The sequence below is a fragment of the Micromonospora sp. RTP1Z1 genome (genome assembly GCF_033804685.1).
Lineage (GTDB): Bacteria > Actinomycetota > Actinomycetes > Mycobacteriales > Micromonosporaceae > Micromonospora.
Map to the genome: position 1 here is coordinate 25,450 of NZ_JAPFQV010000003.1, position 25,894 is coordinate 51,343.

The window sequence follows — 25,894 nt, forward strand, 5'->3', positions numbered from 1 at the left end:
CCCGGCGTACCTCACCCGGTCAAACGAGCACGGACCCGGTCACGACTCGCGTTCAGCGCGGGGTGCCGAAGTCCTGCGTCCAGTACGGCCCGTTGCTCCGCGCCACACCGACGCCGATCTCGGTGTAGGAGCAGTTCAGGATGTTGGCCCGGTGCCCCGGGCTGTTCATCCAGGCGTCCATGACGGCGGCCGGCGTCTGCTGGTTCCAGGCGACGTTCTCGCCGTACGCCCGCCAGGCGTAGCCGACCCGGTCGAGCCGCTCGCCGGCGTCGCTGCCGTCGCTGCCGTCGTGCGACATGGTCTTGTGGTCGGCCTGGTCCTGGCTGTGCCGCTGGGCCGCCAGCATCAGCTTGTTGTCGATGCCGAGCGCCTTGCAGCCGGCCTTGGCCCGCTCGCGGTTGACCAGGTCGACCACGTCCTGGAGCTCCGCGCTGATCCGGCCGGTGGAGGTGGCCGTGGCGGTGCTGCGGCTCGGCGCGGCGGCGCGATCGAGCTGACGGGACGGGGCGGTGGTGCGGCTGGGCTTCGGCGCGGCGGTCCGGCTGGCCGACGGGCTGGGCCGGGCGGTGCTCGGCCTGGCGGTGGGTGAGGCCGGGGCGAGGGCGTCACCGGGGGCGGCGTCGGTGCCCGGCACGGCGGGGGCGGCGGCCACGGTGTCGTCGACGGCAGTCGGGTCGGTCTGCTGGTCGCCGCCGGGCAGCAGCAGGGCGCCCACGCCCAGGCTCACCACCAGGGTCGCCGCGGCGGCGGCTCCACCGATCAGGAGCGAACGGGGGAAGCGCCGGGCCTGCCGGTGCCGTCCCTCGCCGGAACCGTCGGGGCCCGCATCCGGGGCGGCCCGGAACGCGGTCAGGTCGGCCGGGGCCGTCCCGTCGAGCCAGGGGTGGCCACCCGGGTGGTGGCCGGCCGGCTCGAACGGGGCGACCCGCGGCAGCTCGCCCGTGCGGTCGGCGGGGAGGGGCTCCGGCCGCTCGAACGGCGCGACCGGGAAGGGGAGTTCACCGGTCTGGTCGGCCTGCCACCGCTCGGTGGGGTGTTCCCGCCAGGCGTCGGCGGGCTCCGCCGGCTCGTCGCCGAAGAGGTACGACGACCGCGGCTCCGGCCGGTCGGTGAGCCACGCCGGGGGGTGGTCGGTCGGCGGCTCGGGACGCCGGTAGGCGTCGTCCGGGTCGGTCGGTTCGGTCCAGCGGTACACGCCTGTCGCCTCCACGGGTTCGGTTGCGGGCCGGGCTGACCGTACGGGTGGGCCACGAGCTGCGGCAACGTGGCTAAGAAAGAGTTAAGGCGAAGCGGACAGACGGGTGGAGCTGTTCGCACAATCCGGGCGTACAGTTAAGTAGTCCGGACAGAGCGTGTCCGCGCCTTGTGGCCGCCCCCCGACAAGTGGACAGGTCGACGTAGAGATGATCTACGGCCTGGGAGAACTTGACGAAGGAGGGGTTTTCGGCTCAATATGTAGGTGTCGCCAGTCGCGCCCAGTCACGCCCGCATATCGCCGGGGATGACAGCCGCGAACACCATGGGCGCGCGTTGGCCGGCCTTTCCGGCAGCGCATATCTAGGAGTCAGCATGGCGAAGGCCCTCTACGGCCACGTAGGTGCAGCGTCCGACCGACGTCTGCTCGACGAGGCCACCCGACTGCGTGCCAGGGTTCAGGCATTGGAGTTCGAGATCACGCGTCTGCGCGCCGAGAATGATCGGCTCGCGGCGGCTGCGGCGGAGGCGGACGACCTCCTCCGGCTGGCCGAGCCCGCGCTTACCTGATCTCCAGTTGTCGGAAAACTGAATCGCACCACACAAAACGCGCGCCGACACTCAAGTGCCGGCGCGCAGTTCTGTCCGCACACTTTTCGCGGCGGCTTTCTCGATCTTGTGAATCGCCCGGGGAATGCGCCAGGGAGTGCGGAACGCGAATAGCGATCTTGTAATTTTCGCCACTGGCGAAGATGACTGGCGGATCGGGGCGCGACCGGCGCGGGGTGGGTCGAGTACCCGGGTGCCCCGGCCCCCGGGTTAGTCTGCGGGTTCACCAGGTCCGCGCGGCCGGCGACGGTACGGCGGCCACCGGACGAGGATCGAGACGGTGCATCTCAAGAGCCTGACGGTGAAGGGCTTCAAATCCTTCGCCTCCGCGACGACGTTGAAGCTGGAGCCCGGGATCACCTGCGTGGTGGGCCCGAACGGCTCCGGCAAGTCCAACGTCGTCGACGCCATCGCCTGGGTGCTCGGCGAGCAGGGCGCCAAGGCGCTGCGCGGCGGCAAGATGGAGGACGTCATCTTCGCCGGCACCGCCGGCCGGGCGCCGCTGGGCCGCGCCGAGGTCACCCTCACCATCGACAACACCGACGGTGCGCTGCCGATCGAGTACACCGAGGTCTCCATCACCCGCCGGATGTTCCGCTCCGGCGAGAGCGAGTACGAGATCAACGGCGACTCCTGCCGCCTGCTGGACATCCAGGAGCTGCTGTCGGACTCCGGCATCGGCCGGGAGATGCACATCATCGTCGGCCAGGGGCGGCTCGACGGGATGCTGCACGCCAAGCCGGAGGACCGGCGGGCGTTCATCGAGGAGGCGGCCGGCGTCCTCAAGCACCGCAAGCGCAAGGAAAAGGCGCTGCGGAAGCTCGACGCGATGCAGGTCAACCTCAACCGGCTCACCGACCTCACCGCGGAGTTGCGCCGCCAGCTCAAGCCGCTGGGCCGGCAGGCCGAGGTGGCCCGCCGCGCTGCCGCCATCCAGGCCAACCTGCGCGACGCCCGGCTGCGGCTGCTCGCCGACGACCTCGCCACCCTGCGCACCACGCTGGACCGGGAGATCGCCGACGAGACCGCGCTGCGCGAGCGGCGCGAGCAGTTCGAGGCGGAGCACACCGAGGTGCAGGGCCGCCTCGGCGAACTGGAGGGCGCCCTCGCCGAGGACGCGCCGCTGCTCGCCGCCGCCCAGGACACCTGGTACAAGCTCTCCGCGCTCCAGGAGCGCTTCCGCTCGATCGAGCAGCTCGCCCGGGAGCGGCTGCGCCACCTCAGCTCCGCAGGCGACGAGGAGCGTCCCGGCCGCGACCCGGACCAGCTGGAGGCCGAGTCGCAGCGGGTCCGCGAGGAGGAGGAGGAGCTGCGCGCGGCGCTGACCGACGACCAGATCCGACTGGCCGAGGCGGTCGAGCACCGGCAGGAGCTGGAGCGGCAGCTCGCCGCCGCCGAACGCGAGCTGGTCGCCGCCGCCAAGGCCATCGCCGACCGGCGGGAGGGGATGGCCCGGCTGACCGGTCAGGTCAACTCGGCGCGGGCGCGGACCACCAGCGGCGGCGAGGAGATCGAACGGCTCGCCGCCGCCCACGCCGACGCCCTGGCCCGCGCCGACAAGGCCCAGGCGGAGCTGGACGCCGTCGAGGAGGTGTCCACCGAGGCTGACCGGGACAACGCCGATCTGGACGCCCGGCACGCCGAGGCGGTCACCGTCCAGGAGCACGCGCAGGCCACCGTCCGGACCTTCGCCGACGCCGAACGCACCGCCGAGAAGGACGCCGCCACCTGGAAGGCCCGCGAGGAGGCGCTCGCCCTCGGCCTGCGTCGCAAGGACGGCGCCGGCGCGCTGCTCGGCCGCGCCGACCAGGTGCCCGGCCTGCTCGGCAGCCTGGCCAGCCTGCTCACCGTCACCCCGGGCCACGAGGCCGCGCTGGCCGCCGCGCTCGGCGGGCTCGCCGACGCCGTCGCGGTCAGCGGGGTGGACGAGGCGGTCGAGGCGATGCGGCTGCTGAAGATCTCCGACGCCGGGCGGGCCGGACTGCTGGTGGGCAGCCCAGCCGGCCCCGGCATGGCCGGGCCGGCCGACGCGCTGCGCCCGAAGCTGCCGGAGCACGCCCGTTGGGCGCCCGACCTGGTGGAGTGCTCCGCCGATATCCGTCCGGCCGTGCACCGGGCGCTGCGCGACGTGGTGCTGGTCGACGACCTCGCCGCCGCGGCCGAGCTGGTCGCCGGCAACCCGGAGCTGCGCGCGGTCACCCCGGACGGGGACGTGGTCGGGGCGTACGCGGCGGCCGGCGGGTCGGCCAAGGCGCCCAGCTACATCGAGGTGCAGGCCGCGGTCGAGGAGGCCCGGGCCAACCGGCTCACCGCCGAACGGACCAGCGCCGAACTGCGCGAGCAGCTCGCCGACGCGCGCGCCGAGGTGGCCGCCGCGAAGGAGGCCGTACAGCACGCCGCCGCCGCCAAGCGGGAGGCGGAGAGCCACCGCAACGCCGCCGCCCGCCGGCTCGCCGAGCTGGGCGCGGCCGCCCGCTCGGCGAAGGCCGAGACGGACCGGCTGGGCGACTCCCGGGCCCGCGCCGAGGCGGCCCGGGAGCGGGACCTGCTGGCCCTGGCCGAGCTGGAGGAGCGGTTGCGGCTGGCCGAGGACACCCCGCTCGACGCCGAACCGTCCACCGAGGAACGCGACCAGCTCGCCGCGATGGTGCCGCAGGCCCGGCAGAACGAGATGGAGGTCCGGCTCGCGGTGCGTACCGCCGAGGAGCGGGTCTCCTCGATCGCCGGCCGGGCCGACTCCCTGGCCCGGCAGGCCAGCGCCGAGCGGGCCGCGCGGGAACGCGCGGTGGCCCGGCGGGCGGCGCGGACCCGCGGCGCGGCGATCGCCCGGGCCGTGGTCGGCGGCGCGCGGGAGGCGCTCACCCGACTCACCGTCTCCATCGCCCAGGCCGAGGAGCACCGCGACGGGGTCGCCCGGGAGCGCGCCGCGCGGGAGGCCGAGCTCCAGGAGGTACGCGGCGCGGCCAAGCGCCTCGGCGCGGAGCTGGAGCGGCTCACCAGCCAGGTGCACCGGGACGAGGTGGCCCGGGCCGAGCAGCGGCTGCGCATCGAGCAGTTGGAGGCGAAGGCCGCCGAGGACTTCGGCCTCGACGTGGAGACCCTGGTCGCCGAGTACGGCCCGGCCCAGCTCGTCCCGCCCACCCAGGTGGACGTGGCGGCGGCCGAGCGGGACGGACTGCCGGTGCCCGAGCCGGTCCGCTACGAGCGGCCGGTGCAGGAGAAGCGGGCCGCCAAGGCGGAACGCGAGCTGGCCCTGCTCGGCAAGGTCAACCCCCTCGCGCTGGAGGAGTTCGCCGCGCTGGAGGAGCGCTTCAAGTTCCTCTCCGAGCAGCTGGAGGACCTCAAGGCCACCCGGCGGGACCTGCTCACCGTGGTCAAGGACGTGGACGAGCGGATCCTGGAGGTCTTCGCCAGCGCGTTCGAGGACACCGCCCGGGAGTTCGAGCAGGTCTTCACCGTGCTCTTCCCCGGCGGTGAGGGGCGACTGATCCTCACCGACCCGGAGGACCTGCTCACCACCGGCGTGGAGGTGGAGGCCCGGCCGCCGGGCAAGAAGATCAAGCGGCTGTCGCTGCTGTCCGGCGGCGAGCGGTCGCTGACCGCGGTGGCGATGCTGGTGGCGATCTTCCGCGCCCGGCCCAGCCCGTTCTACATCATGGACGAGGTGGAGGCGGCCCTCGACGACGTGAACCTGGGTCGCCTGATCACGCTGCTGGCCCAGTTGCGGGAGAAGAGTCAGCTGATCGTCATCACCCACCAGAAGCGGACGATGGAGATCGCCGACGCGCTCTACGGCGTGACCATGCGCAGCGGGGTCACCCAGGTGATCAGCCAACGGCTCAACCGGGCCGAGGACGACGAGCGGCGTGGCCGCGGCGAGGAGAACGACTAGTGGCTCGGGAACGCGCGACGGCGCTCCTGGTGGACTTCGACGGCGTGCTGCGCCGCTGGGACCCGGCGGTCGCCGCCGGCGTCGAGCGGGCGTACGGGCTCTCCGCGGGCGTGCTCGGCGAGATCGCCATGCAGTGGGGCCGGCTCCAGCCGGTGCTCACCGGCCGGGTCAGCCACGCCGAGTGGGTGTCCAGCGTGGCCGATGCGCTGGCCGGGTCGGTGGGAGACCCGGAGCGGGCCCGCGCCGCCGTCGAGGAGTGGCAGCGCTACCGGGGCGAGGTCGACGCCGACGTGCTGGCGTTCGTCCGCGAGGTGCGGGCGGCCGGCGTGCGGGTGGGGCTGGGCACCAACGCCACCGACCTGCTCGACGCCGACCTCGCCGTGCTCGGTCTGACCGACGACTTCGACGTGGTGGTCAACTCCTCGGTGATCGGCGTGCACAAGCCGGCGAAGGAGTACTTCCAGGCGGCCTGCGCGGCGCTGGAGACCTCGCCGTCGCGGGTGCTCTTCGTCGACGACGAGGACTGGGCGGTCCGGGGCGCCCGCGCCGCCGGCCTCTCCGCGCACCGCTGGGGCGGCCCCGCCGACCTGCGCTACCTGCGGGCGGCGCTGGCCTACTGAGCCGCCGCGCCCGGCGCCGCCGTCACCCCTGGACCGGCAGGACGGGTGCTGGCTGCTCGGCGAGCACCCGGTGGAGCAGGTTGGCGGTGGCCCGGGCCAGTCGCGGGTCGGCGACCGTCGGGTCGGCGAGCACCCGGGTCCAGCCCAGCGATCCGGCGGCGAACACCCATGCGCCGGACGGCGCCCGGTAGAGGTGGGTGTGCTGCCGGTGTGTCTTGCCGTGCCAGGAGTACGGGGAGTCGGCGAGCAGCGTCTGCTCCACCGCGCGGGGCCGGGGGACGCCGGGCATCCGCTGGTCGGCCTCACCCCAGACCACCTCGGGGATCAGGTCGCCGTCCCGGACGCCCGTGCCGGCCCAGAACCAGTGGCGGCTGTCGCGGACCTCCAGCGGCGCGTAGCCGTCGACGACGCTGACGTACTGGGCGCCGATCAGCTGCTGCTCGGGGTTGCCGGTCGACCGCCACCTCGTCATCGGGGGGCTCTTTTCGCACCGGACCAGCCGATCGCCCAGTCCGTAGTCGGTCCGCCAGTAGCAGTTGTTGGCGCCGAGGAAGACCAGGCTGGTGCCGCGGTTGCGGGCCGCGACGACTGCCCGGCGCATCGGCGCCGACCAGTACTCGTCGTGGCCGGGGAAGATCACCACCGGGTACGAGGCCGGATTCACCCGCCCGGTGTGCAGGTCCTCGCTGGTGGCGTACGTGACGTCGAGCCCCTGCGCCTCCACCCACTGGACGAAGCCGATGTCGTGCGCCGCGAGCTGCGGGATGCCGTTACCGGAGTACGGCCGGTCGTGGCCGACCGCCCGGGCCCGGCGCGCCGTGTCCAGGCGACCGGCGGCGTCCTGGCCGTAGTAGAGGCTGGCGCCGGTGCGTCCGTCCGCCGGCCAGATGTTGTACGCCTGCCAGGTGCTGGTGGGCAGGACCACCAGCCCACCGGTCGGCTGCGCCGGGTCCCGCACCACGAACGGGATCCACTGGTGGTGGCCGGAGGCGCTGCTGAGCAGGGCCAGGTGCAGACCGCTCGGGCGGTCCGGGGTGACCGGCAGCCGCCAGCCCGTGCGCCAGGCGCAGGAGACCGCCCTGGTGAGCGGATCGACGACCGGCGGGTCCTGGCTTACCCCGTCGAGCCACGGGCTGACGGCCACCGTCCGCGCACCGGCGCCGCCGTAGTGGCCGACGCGGAAGATGGTGATCCGGTAGCGCTGGGACCGGGCCACCGAGACCCGGAACTCCATCTCCTCGCCGGGCGCCACGCTGGTGGCATGGACGTACCCGGCGATCTCGCCGCCGCGGTCGGTGGCGAACCGATGGCCGGTCAGGCGGAAGCCGTTGGCGCCGGAACGGGCGTTCTCCGCCGCGACGGTCGGCCGGCCCGGGGCGAGGCTCCGGTCGATCGCCGGGTCGGCGCCCGCCGGATCCCCCGGATAATGCGGGTCGGCGGGCGGGGCGGCCCCGGACGGCCGGCTCTCGCGGCACGCCCCGCCGCCCAGCACCGCCGCCGCCCCGAACGCCCCCAGCATGCCCAGCGTCCACCTCCGGGTATGCGTCGTCCATCCCCCGTCGACCATCGTTGCGCTCCCGCCTCAGCGGCCCCTGTGCCCGGCGGACCGACCCGAAGGGGCGCGTGCGCGGCGGGGACGGGTCCGGCCACGACCCGTCCACCCGTAAGACGTGCCGGGTAGGGGCCGAGTTGCCAAAGTCGGCGCAGTGTGGCCGGTCGGGCCGGTCGCGCGTCCGGTCGGGCGATGATGGTGGCCGATTCGGGGGGAGGTGCCCAGGTCAGTCGCCGACGACCCCGTCGATGCGTTCGCGGATCAGGTCGGCGTGGCCGTTGTGCCGGGCGTACTCCTCGATCATGTGCACGTACACCCAGCGGACGTTCATCTCGTCGGCGCTGCCGTCCCGGCGCTTGCGCAGGAAGGTGGCGTCCAGCGACAGGTCGGCGGCGGCCTTCCGGGCGGCCTCGACCTCGGCGGTGAAGGTGGCGAAGCCGGCCTCCGCGTCGGCGTCGGCGATGTCGTCCAGGTCACCGTCCGGGCTGGCGTCGGTGATGTAGAGGTCGTCGAGCTGCTGGCCGGCGGCCCGGATCCGGAACCACCAGCGCTCCACCTCGGACATGTGCCGGACCAGGCCGAGCAGGGTCAGCCCCGACGGCTCGACGCTGGGGGTCTTCAACTGCTCGGCGGTCAGGCCGGCGCACTTCATCAGCAGGGTCTGCCGGTGGTAGTCGAGCCAGCCTTCCAGCATGGTCCGCTCGTCGGCGACGTACGATTCGGTCTTCCGGGTGATCTCCGGTGCTCTCCAGGTCATGCCGGCCATCCTGGTCGGCGGGTCCGACAGCCGCGACGGATTATCAGGGCACCACGACGACCGGCCAGCGCCCGGTGCGGACCAGCCGGGTGGCGACCGAGCCGACCAGGCGGTGCCCGGCCTGCTCGGACGATCCCACCACGACCAGGTCCGCGCGGGTCTCGTCGGCCGCCTTGCAGAGTTCGGCGTACGCGTCGCCGCGCCGGCACAGGAACGTCACCGGCACGCCGAACTCCTCGGCGCCGCGCCGAATGCCCCGGCGCAGCTCCTCGGCCAGCTCGTCGTGGGTGCGCTGCATCGCCCCGGCGTCCACCCCGGGCACCAGGGCGGCGAAGCCGGCCGGCGAGCTGACGAAGACGACCACCAGGGCGGATCCCTGCCGGCGGGCCAGGCCGGCGGCGTACCAGCCGGCCCGCTCGGAGGTGCGGGTGCCGTCCACGCCTACCAGGACCACCCGGGGCCCGTCGGTGCCGCGCTCGAACGGCAGCGGACGGGCCTGCGGACCGTAGTCCTCACGATCGACCGGAGTGCTCATCGGGTCAGTCCCGGATACCGGTCCGTACCACTGCGGCCCCGCCGCCGGCGGCGACGGTGGACTCGCGCTCGACCTCGGCGGCGATCGGGTCGCCGTTGTGCCGGCGCAGCGGGATTTCCTTGATGAAGCAGACCGCGATCAGGGCGATCAGCCCGAACGGGGCGGCGGCCAGGAAGATGTCGCCGGCGCCGTGGCCGTACGCGCTCTCCACCACGGCGCGGATCGGCGCGGGCAGGGTGTGCACGTTCGGCAGGGTGCCGCCGCTGCCCGAGCCCGAGGCCGGGATGCCGAGTCCGGCCAGCCCGTCGGCGATGTAGTCCTTGACCTTGTGGCCGAGGATCGCGCCGAGGGCGCTGACGCCGATCGCGCCGCCGAGGCTGCGGAAGAAGGCGACCACCGAGCTGGCCGCGCCGAGCTCGTGCGGGCCGACGGTGTTCTGCACGGCCAGGACGAGGTTCTGCATGGTCATGCCCAGCCCGAGACCGATCAGCGCCATGTAGATGCTGAGCTGCCAGTACGGGGTGTCGTAGCGCAGCGTGCCCATCAGCGCGAAGCCGGCGGTCAGCAGGGCGGAGCCGGCCACCAGGTACCGCTTCCAGCGGCCGGTGTTGGTGATGATCCGGCCGACGACCGTGGAGGAGACCAGCAGGCCGAGGATCATCGGCAGGGTCATCAGGCCGGACATGGTCGGGCTCGCGCCGCGGCTGATCTGGAAGTACTGGCTGAGGAAGACCGAGGCGCCGAACATGCCGACGCCGACCGCGATGCTGGCGACGACGGCGAGGGTGATGGTGCGGTTGCGGAACAGCCGCGGCGGGATCATCGGCTCGCTGGCCCGGTTCTCCACCCGGACGGCGATCACGCCGAGCAGCACCGCGCCGGCCACCATGACGGCGGACTGCCAGGAGAGCCAGTCGTACTTGTCGCCGGCGAGGGTGACCCAGATGAGCAGCAACGAGACGGCGGCGGTGATCATGGTGGCGCCCCACCAGTCGATCTTCGCCGCCCGCTTGACCACCGGCAGGTGCAGGGTCTTCTGGAGCACGATCAGCGCGGCGATGGCGAACGGCACGCCGACGTAGAAGCACCAGCGCCAGCCGAGCCAGTCGGTGTCCACGATCACGCCGCCGATCAGCGGGCCGCCGATGGTGCCGACGGCCAGCACCGCGCCGAGGTAGCCGCTGTAGCGGCCGCGCTCGCGCGGCGTGATCATCGTCGCCATGATCACCTGAGCCAGGGCGGTGAGACCGCCGGCGCCGACGCCCTGGAGCACCCGGCAGGCGATGAGCTGCCCGGTGGACTGGGAGAGGCCGGCCAGCACCGAGCCCAGCACGAAGACCGTCAGGGCGAGCTGGACCAGGATCTTCTTGCTGGTCAGGTCGGCGAGCTTGCCCCAGATCGGGGTGGTCGCGGTGGTGGCCAGCAGCGTCGAGGTGACCACCCAGGTGTACGCGGACTGGCCGCCGCGCAGCTCGGTGATGATCCGCGGCAGCGCGTTCGAGACGACCGTGGAGGAGAGGATCGCGACGAACATGCCGAGCAGCAGGCCGGAGAGGGCTTCCAGGATCTGCCGGTGGGTCATGTCGACGGCGGTCGCCCGGGTGGGCGCTGTCGCCTGGGTCATCGTGGAGTGCCTCCGCAGCAAATCGGAAAAGGGTTGCCTCAGGCAACCGTAGGGCTTGGTTGCCTCGAGCAACAACCGGACGTGGCGCAGGTCTTATTCCCGCCCGAAGGCATCAGAAGGTGTCGTTGAACTGGTGCAGCAGCCGGGCGAACTCCTCGACGTCCCGTTTCGGCCAGCTCTCCATGGTGCGCCGGATCTGCCCGAGCCGGGCCGCCCGGGCCGCGTCGAACCGCCGGGTGCCCTCCTCGGTGAGGCTGAGCTGCGCGGCCCGGCGGTCGTCCGGGTCCGGGTCGCGGCGTACCAGGCCGAGCCCCTCCAGGCTGTGGATCTGCCTGCTGAGCGTCCCCTTGCCGATGCCGAGCTGGACGGCCAGGTCGGTCAGCCGGATCGGGCCGGAGCGACGCAGCCAGAGCAGTAGGCCGTACGCGTTCGGCTCCAGGTTCGGATGCACCTCGCGGGCGATCTCCCAGGACAGCGCCCGCCCACGGCGCAGCAACGCGGCCAGCTCGTGCTCCACCGCGCGCAGGGCCTCCGGCAGGTGCTCCTCCACGGCGAAGAGCGTACTCAGGCGGCGTCGGTGAGCCGGCGCCGCGCCACGGTACGAAGATGACCGTCGCTGGTGGTGCCCTCGATCACCACCTCGGCCGACCGGCCCCGGTGGGTCAGCGTGGCCACCGCGTTGCCGAAGTACGGCCCGGCCAGCCTCTTCCACCGCACCGTCGGCCGGCGGACCCCGGCCGAGCGGGCCAGGGCCCGGGTGGCCCCCGCCGGGCCGGGCGACCAGCCCAGCGTCATCAGCGGGCGCATCGCGGCCGGCACCTGGTTGTGGATGGGGGAGCAGGTGAGCTGGTGCACCGGGGTGCGGGCGGCCGGGTCGGCGAACCGGGCCCGGGCCACGTACGAGTGGTGCACGTCACCGGAGAGCACGCTGATGGACGCCGGCGGCGCGTACGCCGACCCGGCGCCGACCCGGTCGCCCGGCCTTCCCGGCGTGCCACTGCCGAGCCGGGCGAAGAGCTCGCCGAGGGCCTCGAAGGAGCGGCGGAACGCCGCCCAGTGCTCCAGGTCCAAGGCCCGCCGGACCCGCTCCGACAGGCGGGCCACCCACGGTCGACGGGAGTCGGCGAGCCGCTCGTTCCAGGCCTCGACGTGGTGGATGCCCGGCGGCAGCAGCCAGGGCAGCGAGGTGCCGACCACCAGGTGGTCGTAGACCCCGTGCGCCCGGTCGAGGAACCAGGACCACTCGCCGGGCGGCAGCATCGCCCGGTTGCCCGACTCGAGCACCCGGCTGGACCGGTTGTCCAGCATCACCAGGCGGGTGCGGCCCAGGTCCAGCGCGTAGCTCCACTGGTACTGCACGGCCCGCCACCGTTCGGTGTCGTGGGCGACGTCGGCCTCCGTGTCGACCCGCTCGCCGAACTCGCGCAGCACGCTCGTGGCGTCCTCGGCGGCGGTCACCTTCGCGTAGAGGGGGTCGGCGGCGATCTCGTCCGGGGCGAGGTTGCCCAGGTGTTGGTAGACCCAGTACGAGGCGAGTCCGCTGCGGATCCGCTCGGCCCACCACGGCTGCTCGCGCATCTCCGCCCGCCAGTCGGCCGAGGTGTTCCAGTCGTCGATGATCTCGTGGTCGTCGAAGATCATCACGCTCGGCACGGTGGAGAACAGCCAGCGGATCTCCGGGTCGCGCCAGGACTCCAGGTAGAGCTTGGTGTACTCGTCGAAGCTGACCACCTGGGTCGCCGGGGCGTCCTTCGGCCGCCGCCGGCGCCGTTTGAGCAGCTTCCGGACGGTCGGCGAGGTGACGTCGGCGTAGACCTGGTCACCGAGGAGCACCAGCAGGTCCGGCAGGTCGGCCGGGTCCGGGCCGGCGAGCAGCCGCCGGGCGTACGCGTCGAGCGCGTCCGGGGGCAGCTTGCGGGCCGTGGCGTGCTGGGTGGTCTCCCGGCACGAGCCGAAGATCAGGCGCACCGGCTGATCCCGGTCGTCGGCCTCCCGGGTCCGGATGGAGCTGGCCGGGAAGCCGCTCTCCGGCACCGGCCAGGCGACCTCGTCGTCGATCAGCACCTCGTAGGTCGTCGCGCTGTCCGGGGCGAGCCCCTGCACCACGACGATCGCGTAGTGGTGGTCGTACGCGGAGAAGGTCGGCGCGGTCCCGGAGGCGCCGCCGGCCGTGCGGACGGTGACCATGGCGGGCCCGCTGGTCTCGACCCAGACGGTGGCCCGCGTGCCGACGACCCGCCGCAGCAGCGGACCGATGAGCAGGCGCGGGCTGGGCATGGTCGACCTCCGAGGTGAGCGGACTTCCTGTTTACTACCCGGCCGGCGGTCGCACCACAGGTGGCTGGCATCGAGCCTACCGCCGGTCGCGACCAGGGGCGGGGTGCGGTCGATGAGACGCCGTCGCCGGCATCTGACAGGATTTCGGCATGACGGAATACCTCCTCATCGCACTCGCCCTGCTCGGGGTCCTGATCCTCGGTGCCCTCGGGCTGGTGGTGCCACGGCTGCGCCGGCGGCCGGAGCCGCCGCTGCCGGAGACGGAGGTCGACACCCGGGCCGAGGAGGACCTGGCCGGTCCGCCGGTCGAAGCGGCGGAGTCCGACCTCTCCACCGGGGTCCTGGTCGCACCGCCACCGGTGATCGAGGCGCCCGCGCCCGCCATCGAGGTCCCCGAACCCACCGCCGGCCGGCTGGTCCGGCTGCGCTCCCGGCTGTCCCGCTCGCAGGGCGTCTTCGGCAAGGGCCTGCTCGGCCTGCTCAGCCGGGAGCACCTCGACGAGGACACCTGGGAGGAGATCGAGGACAGCCTGATCACCGCCGACGTCGGCGTCGACGCCACCCGCGAGATCGTCGACCGGCTCCGGGAGCGGACCCGGGTGCTCGGCACCCGCTCCGCCGGTGAGCTGCGCGCCCTGCTCGCCGCCGAGCTGGTCAACGCCCTCGACCCGACGCTCGACCGGTCCCTGCACACCGCCCCGAAGGACGGCGTGCCGGCGGTGCTGCTGGTGGTCGGCGTCAACGGCGCCGGCAAGACCACCACCTGCGGCAAGATCGCCCGGGTGCTGGTTGCCGACGGCCGTAGCGTGATCCTCGGCGCGGCCGACACCTTCCGGGCCGCCGCCGCTGACCAGTTGGAGACCTGGGCCGGTCGCGTCGGCGCCGAGACCGTCCGCGGGCCGGAGGCCGCCGACCCGGCCAGCGTCGCCTTCGACGCGGTCAGGCGCGGCATCGACACCGGCGTGGACACCGTCCTGATCGACACAGCCGGGCGCCTGCAGAACAAGATCGGCCTGATGGACGAGCTGGGCAAGGTCAAGCGGGTGGTGGAGAAGCACGGCCCGATCGACGAGACGATCCTGATCCTGGACGCCACCACCGGCCAGAACGGCCTCGAGCAGGCCCGGGTCTTCACCGAGGTGGTCAACGTGACCGGCGTGGTGCTGACCAAGCTCGACGGGACCGCCAAGGGCGGCATCGTGATCGCCGTGCAGCGCAAGCTCGGCATCCCGGTCAAGCTGGTCGGCCTCGGCGAGGGCCCGGACGACCTGGCCCCGTTCGACCCGGCGCAGTTCGTCGACGCGCTGCTCGGCACCGAGCCGCTCGCCCGGGACGCGTAGCCTCGAGTGACGACCGACGATCGCGCCTTCAACGGGTGGCGCGACCCCAGCCACCCGTCGCCGCGCCTCGGGAGACCGTACGTGACTTCGCAGGAGATCCCGCTGCACGGCGGGAACGTGAGCACCGTGGTCCGGGTGGGCGACACGGTCCGGCGCAACGTCGGGCCCTGGACGCCCTCCGTGCACGCCCTGCTGCGCCACCTGGAGTACGTCGGGTTCACCGGCGCGCCCCGCGCCCTGGGCATGGACGAGCGCAACCGGGAGGTCCTGTCGTACCTGGAGGGGGAGTGCGGGGAGTACCCGCTCGCCCGGCACTGGGTCACCGACGAGGCGCTGGTGACCGTGGCGACCATGCTGCGGATGTTCCACGACGCCCAGTACGGTTTCACCCCGCCGCCGGGGGCGGTCTGGCGCTCGTTCGGCCCGCCCCCGCCGGACACCGAGGTGATCTGCCACCACGACGCCGCCCCGCACAACGTGATCTGGCGGCCCGACGGCACCCTCGGGCTGATCGACTTCGACCTCGCCTCGCCGGGCGCGCGTATCTACGACGTGGCGTACGCGGCGTGGACCTGGGTGCCGATCTTCTCCGACCGGGACTCGATCACCCTCGGCTGGAAGCACCCCGACCGGCCGCGCCGGCTGCGCCTCTTCGCCGACGCGTACGGGCTGATCCCGCGGGACCGGCACCGGCTGATCCGGACCATCCGCAAGCGGATCGTCGACCACGTCGAGGGCATCCGGCGGATGGCCGCGGCCGGGGAGCCGGCGTTCGTCCGGATCGTGCACAAGGGGCATCTCCGTCGCCCGATGCGGGACCTGCGGCTGCTCGACTACGAGCGGCACGCCCTGGAGAACGCCCTGCGCTGATCGGCCGGGTCGCGGGCACCGGTGGTCACCCGTCCATCGACGCCCGACGTACGGCCGATCCACCGCCGTCCATCCGGCGGCTGTGCGGGTTTCTTCACACGTACGAAACAAGCCGTCACGGACCGGAAATCGGCCGGGGTCGTTGAGTGAAACAGCCGGCGACGAAGCTTCCGCCCAACCGGCTGACGGGCGATGCTGCCAGGTCTCAGTCGGAGGGAGGACTTCCACACCGAGAGGAGGCAGCGTGGAGATCAACACCGGCAACACCGCCTGGTTGCTCTTGTCGACTGCGCTCGTGCTGCTCATGACGCCCGGTCTGGCCCTGTTCTACGGAGGGCTGAACCGGTCCAAGGGCGTACTCAACATGATGATGATGAGCTTCTCCGCGATCGGGCTCATCTCCGTACTTTGGGTCATCTACGGCTTCACCCTGGCGTTCGGCACCAACGACAGCGCCGGGGCCAACAACGTGATCGGCAGCTTCACCCAGTACTTCGGCACGCAGACGAACTTCATCGGCGAGGAGTGGCTCTTCCTCGGCGCGGGGACCGGCATCCCCACCTACGTCTTCATGGTCTTCCAGATGATGTTCGCCGTCATCACCGTGGCCCTGATCTCCGGCGCGGTCTCCGACCGGCTGAAGTTCTCCGGCTGGCTGCTCTTCGCCTTCGCCTGGTTCACCCTGGTCTACGTGCCGGTCGCGCACTGGGTCTGGGGCGGCGGCTTCATCGGCTCCAAGATCAAGGCGCTGGACTTCGCCGGTGGCACCGCGGTCCACATCAACGCCGGCGCCGCCGGCCTGGGCCTGGTGCTGATCCTCGGCAAGCGCATCGGCTGGCCGAAGGAGAGCTTCAAGCCGCACAACGTCCCGCTGGTCGCCCTCGGCGCCGGCCTGCTCTGGTTCGGCTGGTTCGGCTTCAACGCCGGCTCCGAGCTGACCGTCGACGGCACCACCGCGGTGGCCTTCGTCAACACCCAGGTCGCCACCGCCGCCGGCCTGGTCGGCTGGGTCGTCGTGGAGTGGCTGCGCAGCGGCAGGCCCACCCTGGTCGGCGCCTCCTCGGGCGCCGTCGCCGGCCTGGTCGCCATCACCCCGGCCTGCGGCTTCATCGCCCCGCTCCCGTCGGTGCTGCTCGGCCTCGTCGCCGGCGCGGTCTGCGCGGTCGCGGTCGGCCTGAAGTACCGGCTCGGCTTCGACGACTCGCTCGACGTGGTCGGCGTGCACTTCGTCGCCGGTTGGATCGGTTCGCTCTCCATCGGCCTCTTCGCCACCCTCCAGGTCAACTCGGCCATCGAGGGCCTGGGCGCCAGCGAGGGCCTCTTCTACGGTGGCGGGGTCACCCAGCTCGGCCGGCAGGCGCTGGCCAGCGGCATCGTCTCGGTCTACTCGTTCAGCGTGGCCGCGCTGATCGCCCTCGTCGTCAAGAAGCTGATCGGGCTACGCTCCGACGCCGAGGACGAGGTCGCCGGCATCGACGTCGCCGAGCACGCGGAGAGCGCGTACGACCTCTCGCCCACCACGGGCAGCAGCGCGGGCGGCGCGTTCGCGATGGCCGGGATCGGCGCCACCAAGCCGGCCCCGGAGTCCGCCGGGCCGGCGGACGAGACCGCCGAGCCGGTCAGCGAAAAGGTCGCCGGTTAACGTTCCTGGGATGGAGGGGTTGGACATGAAGCTGGTGACCGCGGTCATCAAGCCGTACCAGCTGGACGCGGTGAAGGAGGCCCTGCACGCCCTCGGCGTGGCCGGCCTGACCGTCAGCGAGGTCCAGGGGTACGGCCGGCAGAAGGGGCACACCGAGGTCTACCGGGGTGCCGAGTACACGGTCGAGTTCCTGCCCAAGATCCGGGTCGAGGTGCTCACCGACGAGATGGACGTCGACAAGATCGTCGATGCGATCGTGGCGGCGGCCCGAACCGGCAAGATCGGCGACGGCAAGGTCTGGGTGACCGGCGTCGAGGAGGTCGTCCGCGTCCGCACCGGCGAACGCGGCCTGGACGCCCTGTAAGGAGCCGCATCCGATGACCTCGTTGATCAAGAATAATGCGTCAGGACACCCCGGCGACGGCGACGCAAACCTCTTGATCAACGAGGTCGTCGGCCTTCCCGGCGGGATCGGGGCGGGGGCGCGGGCCGCGCGGGCGGAGGCGTTCGAGTCGTGGCTCGCGGGGCTGCTACCCCCGCGGGACGGGATCGCGCTGATCGCGGTCGGCGGGCTGGGGCGGCGGCAGTGCGCGCCGTACGGGGACCTCGACCTGGTGCTGCTGCACGCCGGGGTGCCCGGCACCGACGAGCTGGCCGCCTCGCTCTGGTACCCGATCTGGGACGCCGGGCTCCGGCTCGACCACTCCGTACGGACCGTCGCCGAGGCGCTCTCGGTGGCCCAGGACGACGTCAAGGTCGCCCTCGGACTGCTCGACGCCCGCTACGTCGCCGGCGACGGGGCCCTCGCCGACCAGCTCATCCGCACCGCCACCGACCACTGGCGGCGCACCGCCGTCCGCCAGCTCCCCGGCCTGAAGGAGATCACCGCCGCCCGCTGGGCCACCCACGGCGAACTCGCCTTCCTGCTGGAGGGCGACCTGAAGGAGGCCGCCGGCGGGCTGCGCGACGTCGGTATCCTCCGGGCCATCGCCACCGCCGGGATCACCGACGCGCTCCGCCCGGCCGTCCGCGCCGCCCACCTGCGGCTGCTGGACACCCGCGACGCCCTGCACCAGCAGGTCGGCCGCCGGGTCGACCCGCTCGTCGCGCAGGAACGCGACGGGGTCGCCAAGCTGCTCAGCCTGGACGACGGCGACGCCCTGTTGCGCCGGGTCGCCGGGGACGCCCGCACCGTCAGCCACGCCCTCGACGACGCCTGGCGCGCCGCCGACCGGCTCCGCTCCGGCCGCCGCCGGGGCGCCGACGGCCGGCCGGTCCGCCGGCCCGTCGCCCGGGACGTCGTCGAGCACGACGGCGAGCTGGTGCTCGCCCGCACCGCCATCGGGGCCCGCCCCGACCCCAGCCTGTCGCTGCGGGTCGCCGCCGCCGCGGCCATCACCCGGCTGCCGATCGCCCGGGCCACCTGCGAGTGGCTGGCCGCGTACTGCCCGCCGCTGCCGGCGCCCTGGCCGCCGGCCGCCCGTGCCGCGCTGATCACCCTGCTCGGTGCCGGTCCCGGCCTGGTGCCCGCCTGGGAAACCTGCGACCGGTACGGCCTGATCGACGGCTGGCTGCCCGAGTGGACCCGGCTGCGCAGCCTGCCCCAGCACAACCCGGTGCACCGGTTCACCCTGGACCGGCACTTGGTGCAGACCGCGTACGAGGCGAGCCGGCACACCCGCGAGGTGGACCGCCCCGACCTGCTGCTGCTCGGCGCGTTCCTGCACGACATCGGCAAGGGACTGCCGGGGGACCACAGCACCGTCGGGGCGCCCCTCGCGGAGGCGGTGGCCGCCCGGATCGGGCTGCCCGAGCGGGAGGCGGCACTGATCGGCGCGCTGGTCCGGCTGCACCTGCTCCTGCCCGACGTGGCCACCCGCCGGGACCTCGCCGACCCGAAGACCATCGCCGACGTGGCGGACAAGGTCGGCGACACCACCACCCTGGACCTGCTGCACGCCCTGGTCCGCGCCGACGCCGCCGCCACCGGCCCGGCCGCCTGGTCGGACTGGAAGGGGCGGCTCGTCGCCGAGCTGGTCGCCCGGGTGCGTACCGCGCTGGACACCGGCGTCCTGCCCGCGCCCCCGGCCCCCGACCCGGCGCTGGTGGCGGGGCCGCTCCCGGTCGTACACCTGACCGAGGACCGGGTGGCGGTGGCCGCGGCGGACCGGCGCGGCCTGCTCGCGACGGTCGCCGGCTGCCTGGCCCTGCACCGGCTGGAGGTGCTCTCCGCGGACGCCTCCACGGTCGACGGCCGGGCCCTGGTCGAATGCCGGGTGCAACCCCGGTACGGCCTCGCGCCCGACCCGATCGCGCTCAGCGCCGACCTGCGCCGGGCGGTCGGCGGCGACGTCTCGGTCACCCAACGGTTGCGCGGCCGGGCCCTCGCCGCGCCCGGGGCGGGCGCCGCACCCCGGGTGGTCTGGCACCGGGAGGCGGCCACCGACGCGGTGCTGCTCGAGCTGCGGGCGGCCGACGCGGCGGGCCTGCTCTACCGGGTGACCTGCGCCCTCGACGAGGCCGGCGCACAGGTGCGGGCGGCCCGCATCTCCACCCTCGGCGCCGACGTGGTGGACGCCTTCTACCTGGTCGGCGGCTGGCCGGACGACGCCGAGCGGGCACGCCTGGAGGCCGCCGTCCTCGCCGCCGTCTGATTCGTGCGGACGCCGTCCGGCTACCTCAACGCGGTGGACAGGCAGAGCCGCGAGCGCGCCGCTGCGGCCCTGGCCGGGCTGGAGCGGCGCACGGCCAAGGTAGGCAAGAGCAAGGCGTCTGCGGCAGCCTGAGCCACCCTGGACGAACGGTCCGCACCTCGTGCGGGTCCGGGCCGTTTCAGCTCTCCGGCTGCCCGACGTACGTCCCGCGCTGCGGCACGGTGTAGACCAACCCGCGCTCGCGCAGCAGGGCCACCGCTCGCCGCGCCGTACCCCGCGCGATGCCGTACTCCTGGACGATCGTGGACTCGCTCGGGATGGGCCGGTGCGGCGCAAGTGCGCCACTGGAGATCCGAGCGGCGAGAAGGTCCGCTACCTGCCGATAGACGGGCACGGGGCCGTCGGGATCGATCATGAGACGACGCTAGCCAACCAGGAATGACCGAGATTCTTTAGATACGTTCCTAGACGTTCATGCTCGTACAAGCCTACGATCGGTGACGAAGGCCCGTGGCGCACGTCGATCTTGCGGGCACGGTGAGCGGTCCGGCTACTTGATCGGGGATCGGTGGCCGGACCTGCCCGTTCTGGAGGTGGAGCGGTGCCCATGGATGACGGACCGGTCACGCCGGCCCTGGTGCTCTGGACGGCCAAGCGGGTGATCACGCAGCACCGGGAGCAGCCGAGCGAGCACCGGGCCACGGGGCGCTGCGGGCAGTGCCGGGACGACGGGTGCGACATGCTGAGGTGGGCGCGGGGCGTGGTCCGGGCGCACCGGCGCGCGGGCAACGCCCCTGGCCGCTTTGCCGGGTAGGGACAGGTCCGGCTGCGCCCGGCGGGTACTGGCGATGGCCTGGACCATTGCCGAGCTCGAGAGGCGGGACCGGCCTGCACCGCGAGGACGTGCGGGAGGCCATCCAACTGAGAGAGACTCCCGCCCGATCTACGTCGGGCGGCGTACGCGGGGAGCCGCTGTCGGGACGACGCTGAACGCTCCGCCGCCCGGCACCGTCAGGGCATGAACCTGCCAGTGCAGACCGAAGGGCTAACCAAGCGGTACGGCGGCCTGACCGCCGTGCAGGAACTCGACCTGACCGTGCGGGCCGGCGAGGTGTACGGCTTCCTCGGCCCCAACGGCGCCGGCAAGACCACCACGCTGCGCATGCTGCTCGGCCTGGTACGCCCCACCGCCGGCACGGTGCGGCTGCTCGGCCGACCGCCGGGTGCGGGCCGGCTCGCCGGGGTGGGCGCGCTGATCGAGGGCCCGGCCTTCTACCCGTACCTGTCCGGGCGGGAGAACCTCCGCGTGCTCGCCCGCTACGCCGGAACCGTCGCCGATCGGGTGCCGCTGGTGCTGGAGCTGGTCGAGATGGCCGACCGGGCCGGGGACCGCTATGCCACCTACTCAATGGGCATGAAGCAGCGCCTCGGCGTCGCCGCCGCGCTGCTCAAGGATCCGCGCCTGCTCATCCTCGACGAACCCACCAACGGCCTCGACCCGGCCGGTATGGCCGACATGCGCGCGCTGATCCGCCGGCTCGGCGCCAGCGGCTGCACGGTGCTCTTCTCCAGCCACCTGCTCGGCGAGGTCGAGCAGGTCTGTGACCGGGTCGGGGTGATCTCGCGCGGCCGGCTGGTCGCCGAGGGCAGCGTGGCCGAGCTGCGGGGCGTCACCGGGCTGCGGGTGCTGGCGGACCCGCTGGACGACGCCGCCGCGCACGCCCGCGCGTTGATCGGTACGGAACGGGTGCGGGTGGTCGACGGCGGGCTCGACCTGTCGGTCGAGCCGGAGCGGGCGGCCTGGCTCAACGCGGAGCTGGTCGGGGCGGGAGTGGCGGTGCGGGAGCTGCGGCCGCGAGAGCGTGACCTGGAGCAGGTGTTCTTCGAACTGATCGGGAAGGGGACGGCTGATGTCGCGTAGTTTGCGGGCGGAGACGGCGAAGCTGGTACGGCGGCCGGCGGCGTGGCTGCTGCTCGCCATCACGCTGGTGCTCTCGCTGTTGTTCACCTACGTCTTCCCGTACGCCGGCTACGCCGGCGGCACCGCGGGCCCGAACAGCGACCGCACCCTGCCGATGCTGCTGCCGGACCGGCTGGTGGGCAACTCGCTCGGCGGGCTGCCGGTCTTCCTGGGCTCGATCCTGCTGATCCTCGGGGTGCTCGTGGTCGGCGGCGAGTACGGCTGGGGCACCTGGAAGACGGTGTTGTCGCAGGGGCCGTCCCGGCTGGAGGTCTACGGCGGGCAGCTGCTCGCCCTGGCCGGCGCCGCGCTGGTCGTCGTGCTCTCGGTCTTCGCCCTCGGCGCGGTGAGCAGCGCGCTGATCGCCGGGGCGGAGTCCCAGCCGGTGCACTGGCCCTCCCTCGGCGACCTGCTCACCGGGATCGGGGCGGGGTGGCTCATCGCGTCGATGTGGGCCATGCTCGGGGTCGTGCTCGCCGTCGCCCTGCGTGCGGTGGCCCTGCCGGTCGGGCTGGGTCTGGTGTGGATGCTCGCGGTGCAGAACCTGCTCGCCGCGATCGCCGCCCCGTTGTTGGACTGGGTGGCGCAGGTGCAGCGGACGCTGCCCGGCCCCAACGCGGGATCGCTGGCCGCGGCGCTCGGGGCGCCGTTGGACACTCCGGGTGTCGCGTCGGCGGTCGGCGGCGCGCAGGCGGCGCTGGTGGTCGCGGCCTACCTGGTCGCCTTCGCGGCGGCGGGCGGCTGGCTGCTGCACCGCCGGGACATCGGTTAGGGCTGCGGCGTGCGGGAAGGGGAGGGCGGCGTGGAGCGGGACCGGGCCGGCTGGCGGGTGGGCGTCGCCGACGCCGCCCTCGCCGCGGCGCTGCTCGCCTTCGGGCTGGTCGGCACCCGGGGCGCCGCGGCGGAACAGGGCGTCTCGCTGGCTGGCGTGGCCTACGCGCTGGTGGTGGTCGCGGCGCTCGGGCTGGCCGTCCGGCGCCGCTGGCCGGAGGTGCCGCTGGCGGTCGCCACCGTAGCCAGCACGGCGTACCTCCTGCTCGGCTACCCGTACGGCCCGATTCTGATCTCGTTCTTCGTCGCGGTCTACACGGTCGCCGCGTACCGGCCCCTCCGGGTGGCGGCGACCGCCTGCGGGCTGGCACTGGCGGTGCTGCTGGCCTGCGTCTTCGCCGGCGTGCGGCCGTGGGGGCTGGTGGGGATCATGCCGGCCGCCGCCTGGGTGGTGGTTCCCTTCGCGGTGGGGACCACGGTCCGCCTGGTTCGCGAGAGTGGCGCGCGTACCCGGGCGGAGCAGGCCCGGCAACTGGCCGACGGCGAGCGGCTGCGGGTCGCCCGGGAGGTGCACGACGTGGTGGGGCACGGACTCGCGGCGATCCACATGCAGGCGGAGATCGCGCTGCACCTGCTGGCCAAGCGGCCCGAGCAGGCCGAGGCGGCGTTGGCCGCGATCAGCCGCACCAGCAAGGAGGCGCTGGACGAGCTGCGGGTCACGCTCACCGTCGTCCGGCAGGAGGAGGCCGGCGCGGAGCGGGCGCCGACGCCCGGGCTGACCCAGCTGCCGGAGCTGCGGGACCGGCTGGCCAGCGCCGGGCTGCCGGTTGACGTCGAGGTCACCGGGGAGCCGCGAACGCTCCCCGTCGCGGTCGATCTGGCCGCGTACCGGGTGGTGCAGGAGTCGCTGACCAACGTGCTGCGCCACGCCGGCCGGGCCACCGCCACCGTCCGGGTCGGGTACGCGCCGACCGAGGTCAGCGTGGAGGTGACCGACACCGGCCGGGGCTCGGCGACCGCAGGCCCCGACGGCGGCCGGTCCGGGGCGGGGCCCGGGGGCGGGCACGGTCTGGCCGGGATGCGCGAGCGGGTCACCGCGCTGGGCGGGTCCTTCACCGCCGGGTCCGGGCCCGGCGGGGGATTCCGGGTGTACGCGACGCTGCCACTGGAGGAGCTCACATGATCAGGGTGTTGATCGCCGACGACCAGGACCTGGTCCGGATCGGCCTGCGGGCCCTGGTGGAGAGCGAGGACGACCTCGCGGTGGCGGGCGAGGCGGCCGACGGGCTGGCCGCGGTGGAGCTGGCCCGCCGGGAGCGGCCCGACCTGGTCCTGATGGACGTCCGGATGCCGGGCATCGACGGCATCGAGGCGACGCGGCGGATCGTCGCCGACCCGGAGCTGAGCGGAACCCGGGTGGTGGTGCTGACCACCTTCGAGCTGGACGAGTACGTCTTCGACGCACTGCGGCACGGGGCGAGCGGCTTCCTCACCAAGGACACCCGCCCGGCCGAGCTGCTGCGGGCGATCCGGCTGGTCGCCGAGGGCGAGGCGCTGCTGTCGCCGTCGGTGACCCGGCGGGTGGTCCGGGAGTTCGCCACCCGGCCGGCCCGGGTGCCCCGACCCCACCCCCGGCTCGGCGCCCTCACCGACCGGGAGCGGGAGGTGGTGGGGCTGGTCGGGGAGGGGCTGAGCAACGTCGAGATCGCCGACCGGCTGGTGGTCAGTCCGGCCACCGCGCGTACCCACGTCAGCCGGGCGATGATCAAGCTGGGCGCCCGGGACCGGGCCCAGCTGGTGGTCTTCGCGTACCAGTCGGGGCTGGTGCGGTCGTGATCGTCTGGGGGAACGGTGCGCCTTCTGTCGGGCAGGACCACGGTGGCCGTCGTCGCAGGTAGGGCGATCTTGACGAGGGCGGCCCCGGCCGGGCCGGCGGGAAGCAGGGGCGAGGTGGGACGGTTACCCTTGCGGGTGGCCGGCCTTGTGCGCGCCGGCCGAGTCGTACCCGCCGGAACACTGACAAACGGGATGTTCGTGTGTTTGACACCTTGAGTGACCGCCTGTCCGGGATCTTCACCAAGCTTCGCGGCAAGGGTCGGCTCACCGACGCCGACATCGACGCCACCGCGCGCGAGATCCGCATGGCGCTGCTGGAGGCCGACGTCGCCCTGCCGGTGGTCAAGGGCTTCATCGCGAACGTCAAGGAGCGCGCCCGGAGCTCCGAGGTCTCGCAGGCGCTCAACCCGGCGCAGCAGATCATCAAGATCGTCAACGAGGAGCTGGTCAACGTCCTCGGCGGCGAGGGCCGGCGGCTCCAGTTCGCCAAGCACCCGCCGACGGTGATCATGCTGGCCGGCCTCCAGGGTTCCGGTAAGACCACCCTCGCCGGCAAGCTGGCCCGCTGGCTCAAGGCCCAGGGCCACCAGCCGCTGCTGGTCGCCGCCGACCTCCAGCGCCCCAACGCCGTCGGGCAGCTCCAGGTGCTCGGTGGGCGCGCCGGCGTCGAGGTGTACGCCCCGGAGCCCGGCAACGGCGTCGGCGACCCGGTGCAGGTGGCGCGCGCCTCGATCGAGCACGCCAAGCGGGCCGCCCGGGACATCGTCATCGTCGACACCGCGGGTCGCCTCGGTATCGACGCCGAGATGATGCAGCAGGCCGCGGACATCCGCGACGCCGTCCAGCCGGACGAGGTCATCTTCGTCATCGACGCGATGGTCGGTCAGGACGCGGTGCGGACCGCCGAGGCGTTCCGCGACGGCGTCGGCATCACCGGCGTCGTCCTGTCCAAGCTTGACGGCGACGCGCGCGGTGGCGCCGCGCTGTCGGTCCGGGAGGTCACCGGGCAGCCGATCCTCTTCGCCTCCACCGGCGAGAAGCTGGAGGACTTCGACGTCTTCCACCCCGACCGGATGGCCAGCCGGATCCTCGGCATGGGCGACGTCCTCACTCTGATCGAGCAGGCCGAGCAGGCCTTCGACTCCGATCAGAAGGAGAAGATGACCGCCAAGCTGATGGGCGGCGAGCAGTTCACCCTGGAGGACTTCCTCGAACAGCTCATGGCGGTCCGCCGGATGGGCCCGATCGCCAACGTGCTGGCCATGATGCCCGGCATGGGGCAGATGAAGGACCAGCTCGCCGAGCTGGACGACAAGCACTTCGACCGGGTCACCGCGATCATCCGGTCGATGACCCCGGGCGAGCGCACCAACCCGAAGATCATCAACGGCTCCCGCCGGGCCCGGATCGCCGGCGGCTCCGGGGTCACCGTGATGGACGTCAACCAGCTGCTCAACCGCTTCACCGACGCGCAGAAGATGATGAAGCAGATGGGCGGCATGATGGGCCTGCCCGGCGGTGGTCGGCGCAAGGCGACCAAGTCGCCGAAGAACAAGCGCAAGGGCACCAAGGGCGGCAACCGGCCGCGTACCGGGGCGGGCGCCGGGCTGCCGGGCGGCTTCCCGGGCGGCATGCCGCAGCTCCCGCCGGGTCTGGACCCGGGCGACCTGGCCGGCGGCCAGGGCCTGCCGCCCGGCTTCAAGCTCCCGAAGATCGACTTCAACAAGCTCGGCAAGGGTGACAACAGCCCCCGCTGATCCC

At 73.3% G+C, this 25,894-nt stretch carries 22 protein-coding genes; 14 read left to right on the forward strand and 8 right to left on the reverse strand.

The genetic code is table 11. The features are described 5' to 3' along the window. Positions 1 to 52: 52 nt before the first annotated feature. Positions 53 to 1,195 (reverse strand): CAP domain-containing protein, encoded by a 1,143-nt coding sequence (locus SLP03_RS02435; protein ID WP_319458831.1) that lies wholly within the window; start codon positions 1,193 to 1,195, stop codon positions 53 to 55. Positions 1,196 to 1,569: 374 nt separating this feature from the next. Here SLP03_RS02435 and SLP03_RS02440 point away from each other — a divergent pair, with 374 nt between their 5' ends. The 3 genes from SLP03_RS02440 to SLP03_RS02450 all read left to right on the forward strand — a co-directional run bounded on the left by SLP03_RS02440 (position 1,570) and on the right by SLP03_RS02450 (position 6,315). Then, a complete protein-coding gene (locus SLP03_RS02440) occupies positions 1,570 to 1,764 on the forward strand; it encodes a hypothetical protein (protein WP_091064470.1) in 195 nt (64 codons plus the stop codon). 319 nt (positions 1,765 to 2,083) lie between these two features. Then, complete coding sequence (gene smc / locus SLP03_RS02445) at positions 2,084 to 5,695, forward strand: chromosome segregation protein SMC (RefSeq protein ID WP_319458832.1); 3,612 nt, start codon at positions 2,084 to 2,086, stop codon at positions 5,693 to 5,695. Then, positions 5,695 to 6,315, forward strand: coding sequence for an HAD-IA family hydrolase (locus SLP03_RS02450; protein WP_319458833.1), 621 nt, complete (start codon positions 5,695 to 5,697; stop codon positions 6,313 to 6,315). Before smc ends, SLP03_RS02450 begins: the two co-directional genes overlap by 1 nt. A gap of 22 nt (positions 6,316 to 6,337) precedes the next feature. Here SLP03_RS02450 and SLP03_RS02455 read toward each other — a convergent pair whose 3' ends face one another. The 6 genes from SLP03_RS02455 to SLP03_RS02480 all read right to left on the reverse strand — a co-directional run bounded on the left by SLP03_RS02455 (position 6,338) and on the right by SLP03_RS02480 (position 13,060). Next, positions 6,338 to 7,834: a N,N-dimethylformamidase beta subunit family domain-containing protein gene (locus tag SLP03_RS02455; protein ID WP_319458834.1), complete on the reverse strand. Its 1,497-nt coding sequence runs from the start codon at positions 7,832 to 7,834 to the stop codon at positions 6,338 to 6,340. A gap of 259 nt (positions 7,835 to 8,093) precedes the next feature. After that, positions 8,094 to 8,624, reverse strand: a complete 531-nt coding sequence (locus SLP03_RS02460; RefSeq protein WP_319458835.1) for a DinB family protein — start codon at positions 8,622 to 8,624, stop codon at positions 8,094 to 8,096. 43 nt (positions 8,625 to 8,667) lie between these two features. Continuing rightward, the gene (locus tag SLP03_RS02465) at positions 8,668 to 9,159 is read right to left on the reverse strand and encodes a universal stress protein (protein ID WP_319458836.1); all 492 of its coding nucleotides are present in this window, start codon (positions 9,157 to 9,159) and stop codon (positions 8,668 to 8,670) included. Between the two features lie 4 nt (positions 9,160 to 9,163). Next, on the reverse strand, positions 9,164 to 10,783 hold the full coding sequence (locus tag SLP03_RS02470; RefSeq protein WP_319458837.1) for an MDR family MFS transporter: 1,620 nt from the start codon (positions 10,781 to 10,783) through the stop codon (positions 9,164 to 9,166). A gap of 112 nt (positions 10,784 to 10,895) precedes the next feature. After that, on the reverse strand, positions 10,896 to 11,333 hold the full coding sequence (locus SLP03_RS02475; protein ID WP_319458838.1) for a MarR family winged helix-turn-helix transcriptional regulator: 438 nt from the start codon (positions 11,331 to 11,333) through the stop codon (positions 10,896 to 10,898). Between the two features lie 14 nt (positions 11,334 to 11,347). Further along, on the reverse strand, positions 11,348 to 13,060 hold the full coding sequence (locus SLP03_RS02480) for an alkaline phosphatase D family protein (RefSeq protein ID WP_319458839.1): 1,713 nt from the start codon (positions 13,058 to 13,060) through the stop codon (positions 11,348 to 11,350). A 149-nt stretch (positions 13,061 to 13,209) separates the two neighbouring features. Between SLP03_RS02480 and ftsY the strand changes: the two genes are divergently transcribed. From ftsY to SLP03_RS02505, 5 genes are all read left to right on the forward strand, one after another. Beyond that, the gene (ftsY, locus tag SLP03_RS02485) at positions 13,210 to 14,400 is read left to right on the forward strand and encodes a signal recognition particle-docking protein FtsY (RefSeq protein ID WP_319458840.1); all 1,191 of its coding nucleotides are present in this window, start codon (positions 13,210 to 13,212) and stop codon (positions 14,398 to 14,400) included. Positions 14,401 to 14,406: 6 nt separating this feature from the next. Further along, positions 14,407 to 15,270 (forward strand): aminoglycoside phosphotransferase family protein, encoded by an 864-nt coding sequence (locus SLP03_RS02490; protein WP_319458841.1) that lies wholly within the window; start codon positions 14,407 to 14,409, stop codon positions 15,268 to 15,270. Positions 15,271 to 15,514: 244 nt separating this feature from the next. Further along, positions 15,515 to 16,912 carry an ammonium transporter gene (locus tag SLP03_RS02495; RefSeq protein WP_319458842.1) on the forward strand — a complete coding sequence of 466 codons (1,398 nt, stop codon included), beginning with the start codon at positions 15,515 to 15,517 and terminating at the stop codon, positions 16,910 to 16,912. A gap of 25 nt (positions 16,913 to 16,937) precedes the next feature. Beyond that, positions 16,938 to 17,276 carry a P-II family nitrogen regulator gene (locus tag SLP03_RS02500; protein WP_170285500.1) on the forward strand — a complete coding sequence of 113 codons (339 nt, stop codon included), beginning with the start codon at positions 16,938 to 16,940 and terminating at the stop codon, positions 17,274 to 17,276. A 13-nt stretch (positions 17,277 to 17,289) separates the two neighbouring features. Next, on the forward strand, positions 17,290 to 19,566 hold the full coding sequence (locus SLP03_RS02505) for a [protein-PII] uridylyltransferase (RefSeq protein WP_319458843.1): 2,277 nt from the start codon (positions 17,290 to 17,292) through the stop codon (positions 19,564 to 19,566). A 178-nt stretch (positions 19,567 to 19,744) separates the two neighbouring features. Here the strand turns inward: SLP03_RS02505 and SLP03_RS02510 are convergent, their stop codons facing one another. Then, entirely contained in the window at positions 19,745 to 19,981 is a 237-nt protein-coding gene (locus tag SLP03_RS02510; protein ID WP_319458844.1) for a winged helix-turn-helix domain-containing protein, read from the reverse strand. 192 nt (positions 19,982 to 20,173) lie between these two features. On the opposite strand from SLP03_RS02510, the gene SLP03_RS02515 reads away from it, so the two are divergent. From SLP03_RS02515 to ffh, 6 genes are all read left to right on the forward strand, one after another. Then, positions 20,174 to 20,380, forward strand: a complete 207-nt coding sequence (locus tag SLP03_RS02515; protein ID WP_319458845.1) for a hypothetical protein — start codon at positions 20,174 to 20,176, stop codon at positions 20,378 to 20,380. Positions 20,381 to 20,584: 204 nt separating this feature from the next. Beyond that, positions 20,585 to 21,487, forward strand: a complete 903-nt coding sequence (locus SLP03_RS02520; RefSeq protein WP_319458846.1) for an ABC transporter ATP-binding protein — start codon at positions 20,585 to 20,587, stop codon at positions 21,485 to 21,487. Continuing rightward, positions 21,477 to 22,298 (forward strand): ABC transporter permease, encoded by an 822-nt coding sequence (locus SLP03_RS02525; protein ID WP_319458847.1) that lies wholly within the window; start codon positions 21,477 to 21,479, stop codon positions 22,296 to 22,298. Before SLP03_RS02520 ends, SLP03_RS02525 begins: the two co-directional genes overlap by 11 nt. 9 nt (positions 22,299 to 22,307) lie before the next feature. Beyond that, on the forward strand, positions 22,308 to 23,480 hold the full coding sequence (locus tag SLP03_RS02530) for a sensor histidine kinase (RefSeq protein ID WP_319458848.1): 1,173 nt from the start codon (positions 22,308 to 22,310) through the stop codon (positions 23,478 to 23,480). Continuing rightward, the gene (locus SLP03_RS02535) at positions 23,477 to 24,133 is read left to right on the forward strand and encodes a response regulator transcription factor (protein WP_319458849.1); all 657 of its coding nucleotides are present in this window, start codon (positions 23,477 to 23,479) and stop codon (positions 24,131 to 24,133) included. The genes SLP03_RS02530 and SLP03_RS02535 overlap by 4 nt, the downstream gene beginning before the upstream one ends. A gap of 200 nt (positions 24,134 to 24,333) precedes the next feature. Further along, a complete protein-coding gene (gene ffh, locus SLP03_RS02540; RefSeq protein WP_319458850.1) occupies positions 24,334 to 25,890 on the forward strand; it encodes a signal recognition particle protein in 1,557 nt (518 codons plus the stop codon). Positions 25,891 to 25,894: the final 4 nt, after the last annotated feature.

Excerpts from the sequence above, each read along its gene's own strand:
- SLP03_RS02440 (WP_091064470.1), top strand. The coding sequence starts at position 1,570 with ATGGCGAAGGCCCTCTACGGCCACGTAGGTGCAGCGTCCGACCGACGT.
- SLP03_RS02455 (WP_319458834.1), bottom strand. The coding sequence starts at position 7,834 with ATGCTGGGGGCGTTCGGGGCGGCGGCGGTGCTGGGCGGCGGGGCGTGC.
- SLP03_RS02460 (WP_319458835.1), bottom strand. The coding sequence starts at position 8,624 with ATGACCTGGAGAGCACCGGAGATCACCCGGAAGACCGAATCGTACGTC.
- SLP03_RS02465 (WP_319458836.1), bottom strand. The coding sequence starts at position 9,159 with ATGAGCACTCCGGTCGATCGTGAGGACTACGGTCCGCAGGCCCGTCCG.
- SLP03_RS02470 (WP_319458837.1), bottom strand. The coding sequence starts at position 10,783 with ATGACCCAGGCGACAGCGCCCACCCGGGCGACCGCCGTCGACATGACC.
- SLP03_RS02480 (WP_319458839.1), bottom strand. The coding sequence starts at position 13,060 with ATGCCCAGCCCGCGCCTGCTCATCGGTCCGCTGCTGCGGCGGGTCGTC.
- ftsY (WP_319458840.1), top strand. The coding sequence starts at position 13,210 with ATGACGGAATACCTCCTCATCGCACTCGCCCTGCTCGGGGTCCTGATC.
- SLP03_RS02500 (WP_170285500.1), top strand. The coding sequence starts at position 16,938 with ATGAAGCTGGTGACCGCGGTCATCAAGCCGTACCAGCTGGACGCGGTG.
- SLP03_RS02505 (WP_319458843.1), top strand. The coding sequence starts at position 17,290 with ATGACCTCGTTGATCAAGAATAATGCGTCAGGACACCCCGGCGACGGC.
- SLP03_RS02510 (WP_319458844.1), bottom strand. The coding sequence starts at position 19,981 with ATGATCGATCCCGACGGCCCCGTGCCCGTCTATCGGCAGGTAGCGGAC.
- SLP03_RS02515 (WP_319458845.1), top strand. The coding sequence starts at position 20,174 with ATGGATGACGGACCGGTCACGCCGGCCCTGGTGCTCTGGACGGCCAAG.
- SLP03_RS02520 (WP_319458846.1), top strand. The coding sequence starts at position 20,585 with ATGAACCTGCCAGTGCAGACCGAAGGGCTAACCAAGCGGTACGGCGGC.
- SLP03_RS02525 (WP_319458847.1), top strand. The coding sequence starts at position 21,477 with ATGTCGCGTAGTTTGCGGGCGGAGACGGCGAAGCTGGTACGGCGGCCG.
- SLP03_RS02535 (WP_319458849.1), top strand. The coding sequence starts at position 23,477 with ATGATCAGGGTGTTGATCGCCGACGACCAGGACCTGGTCCGGATCGGC.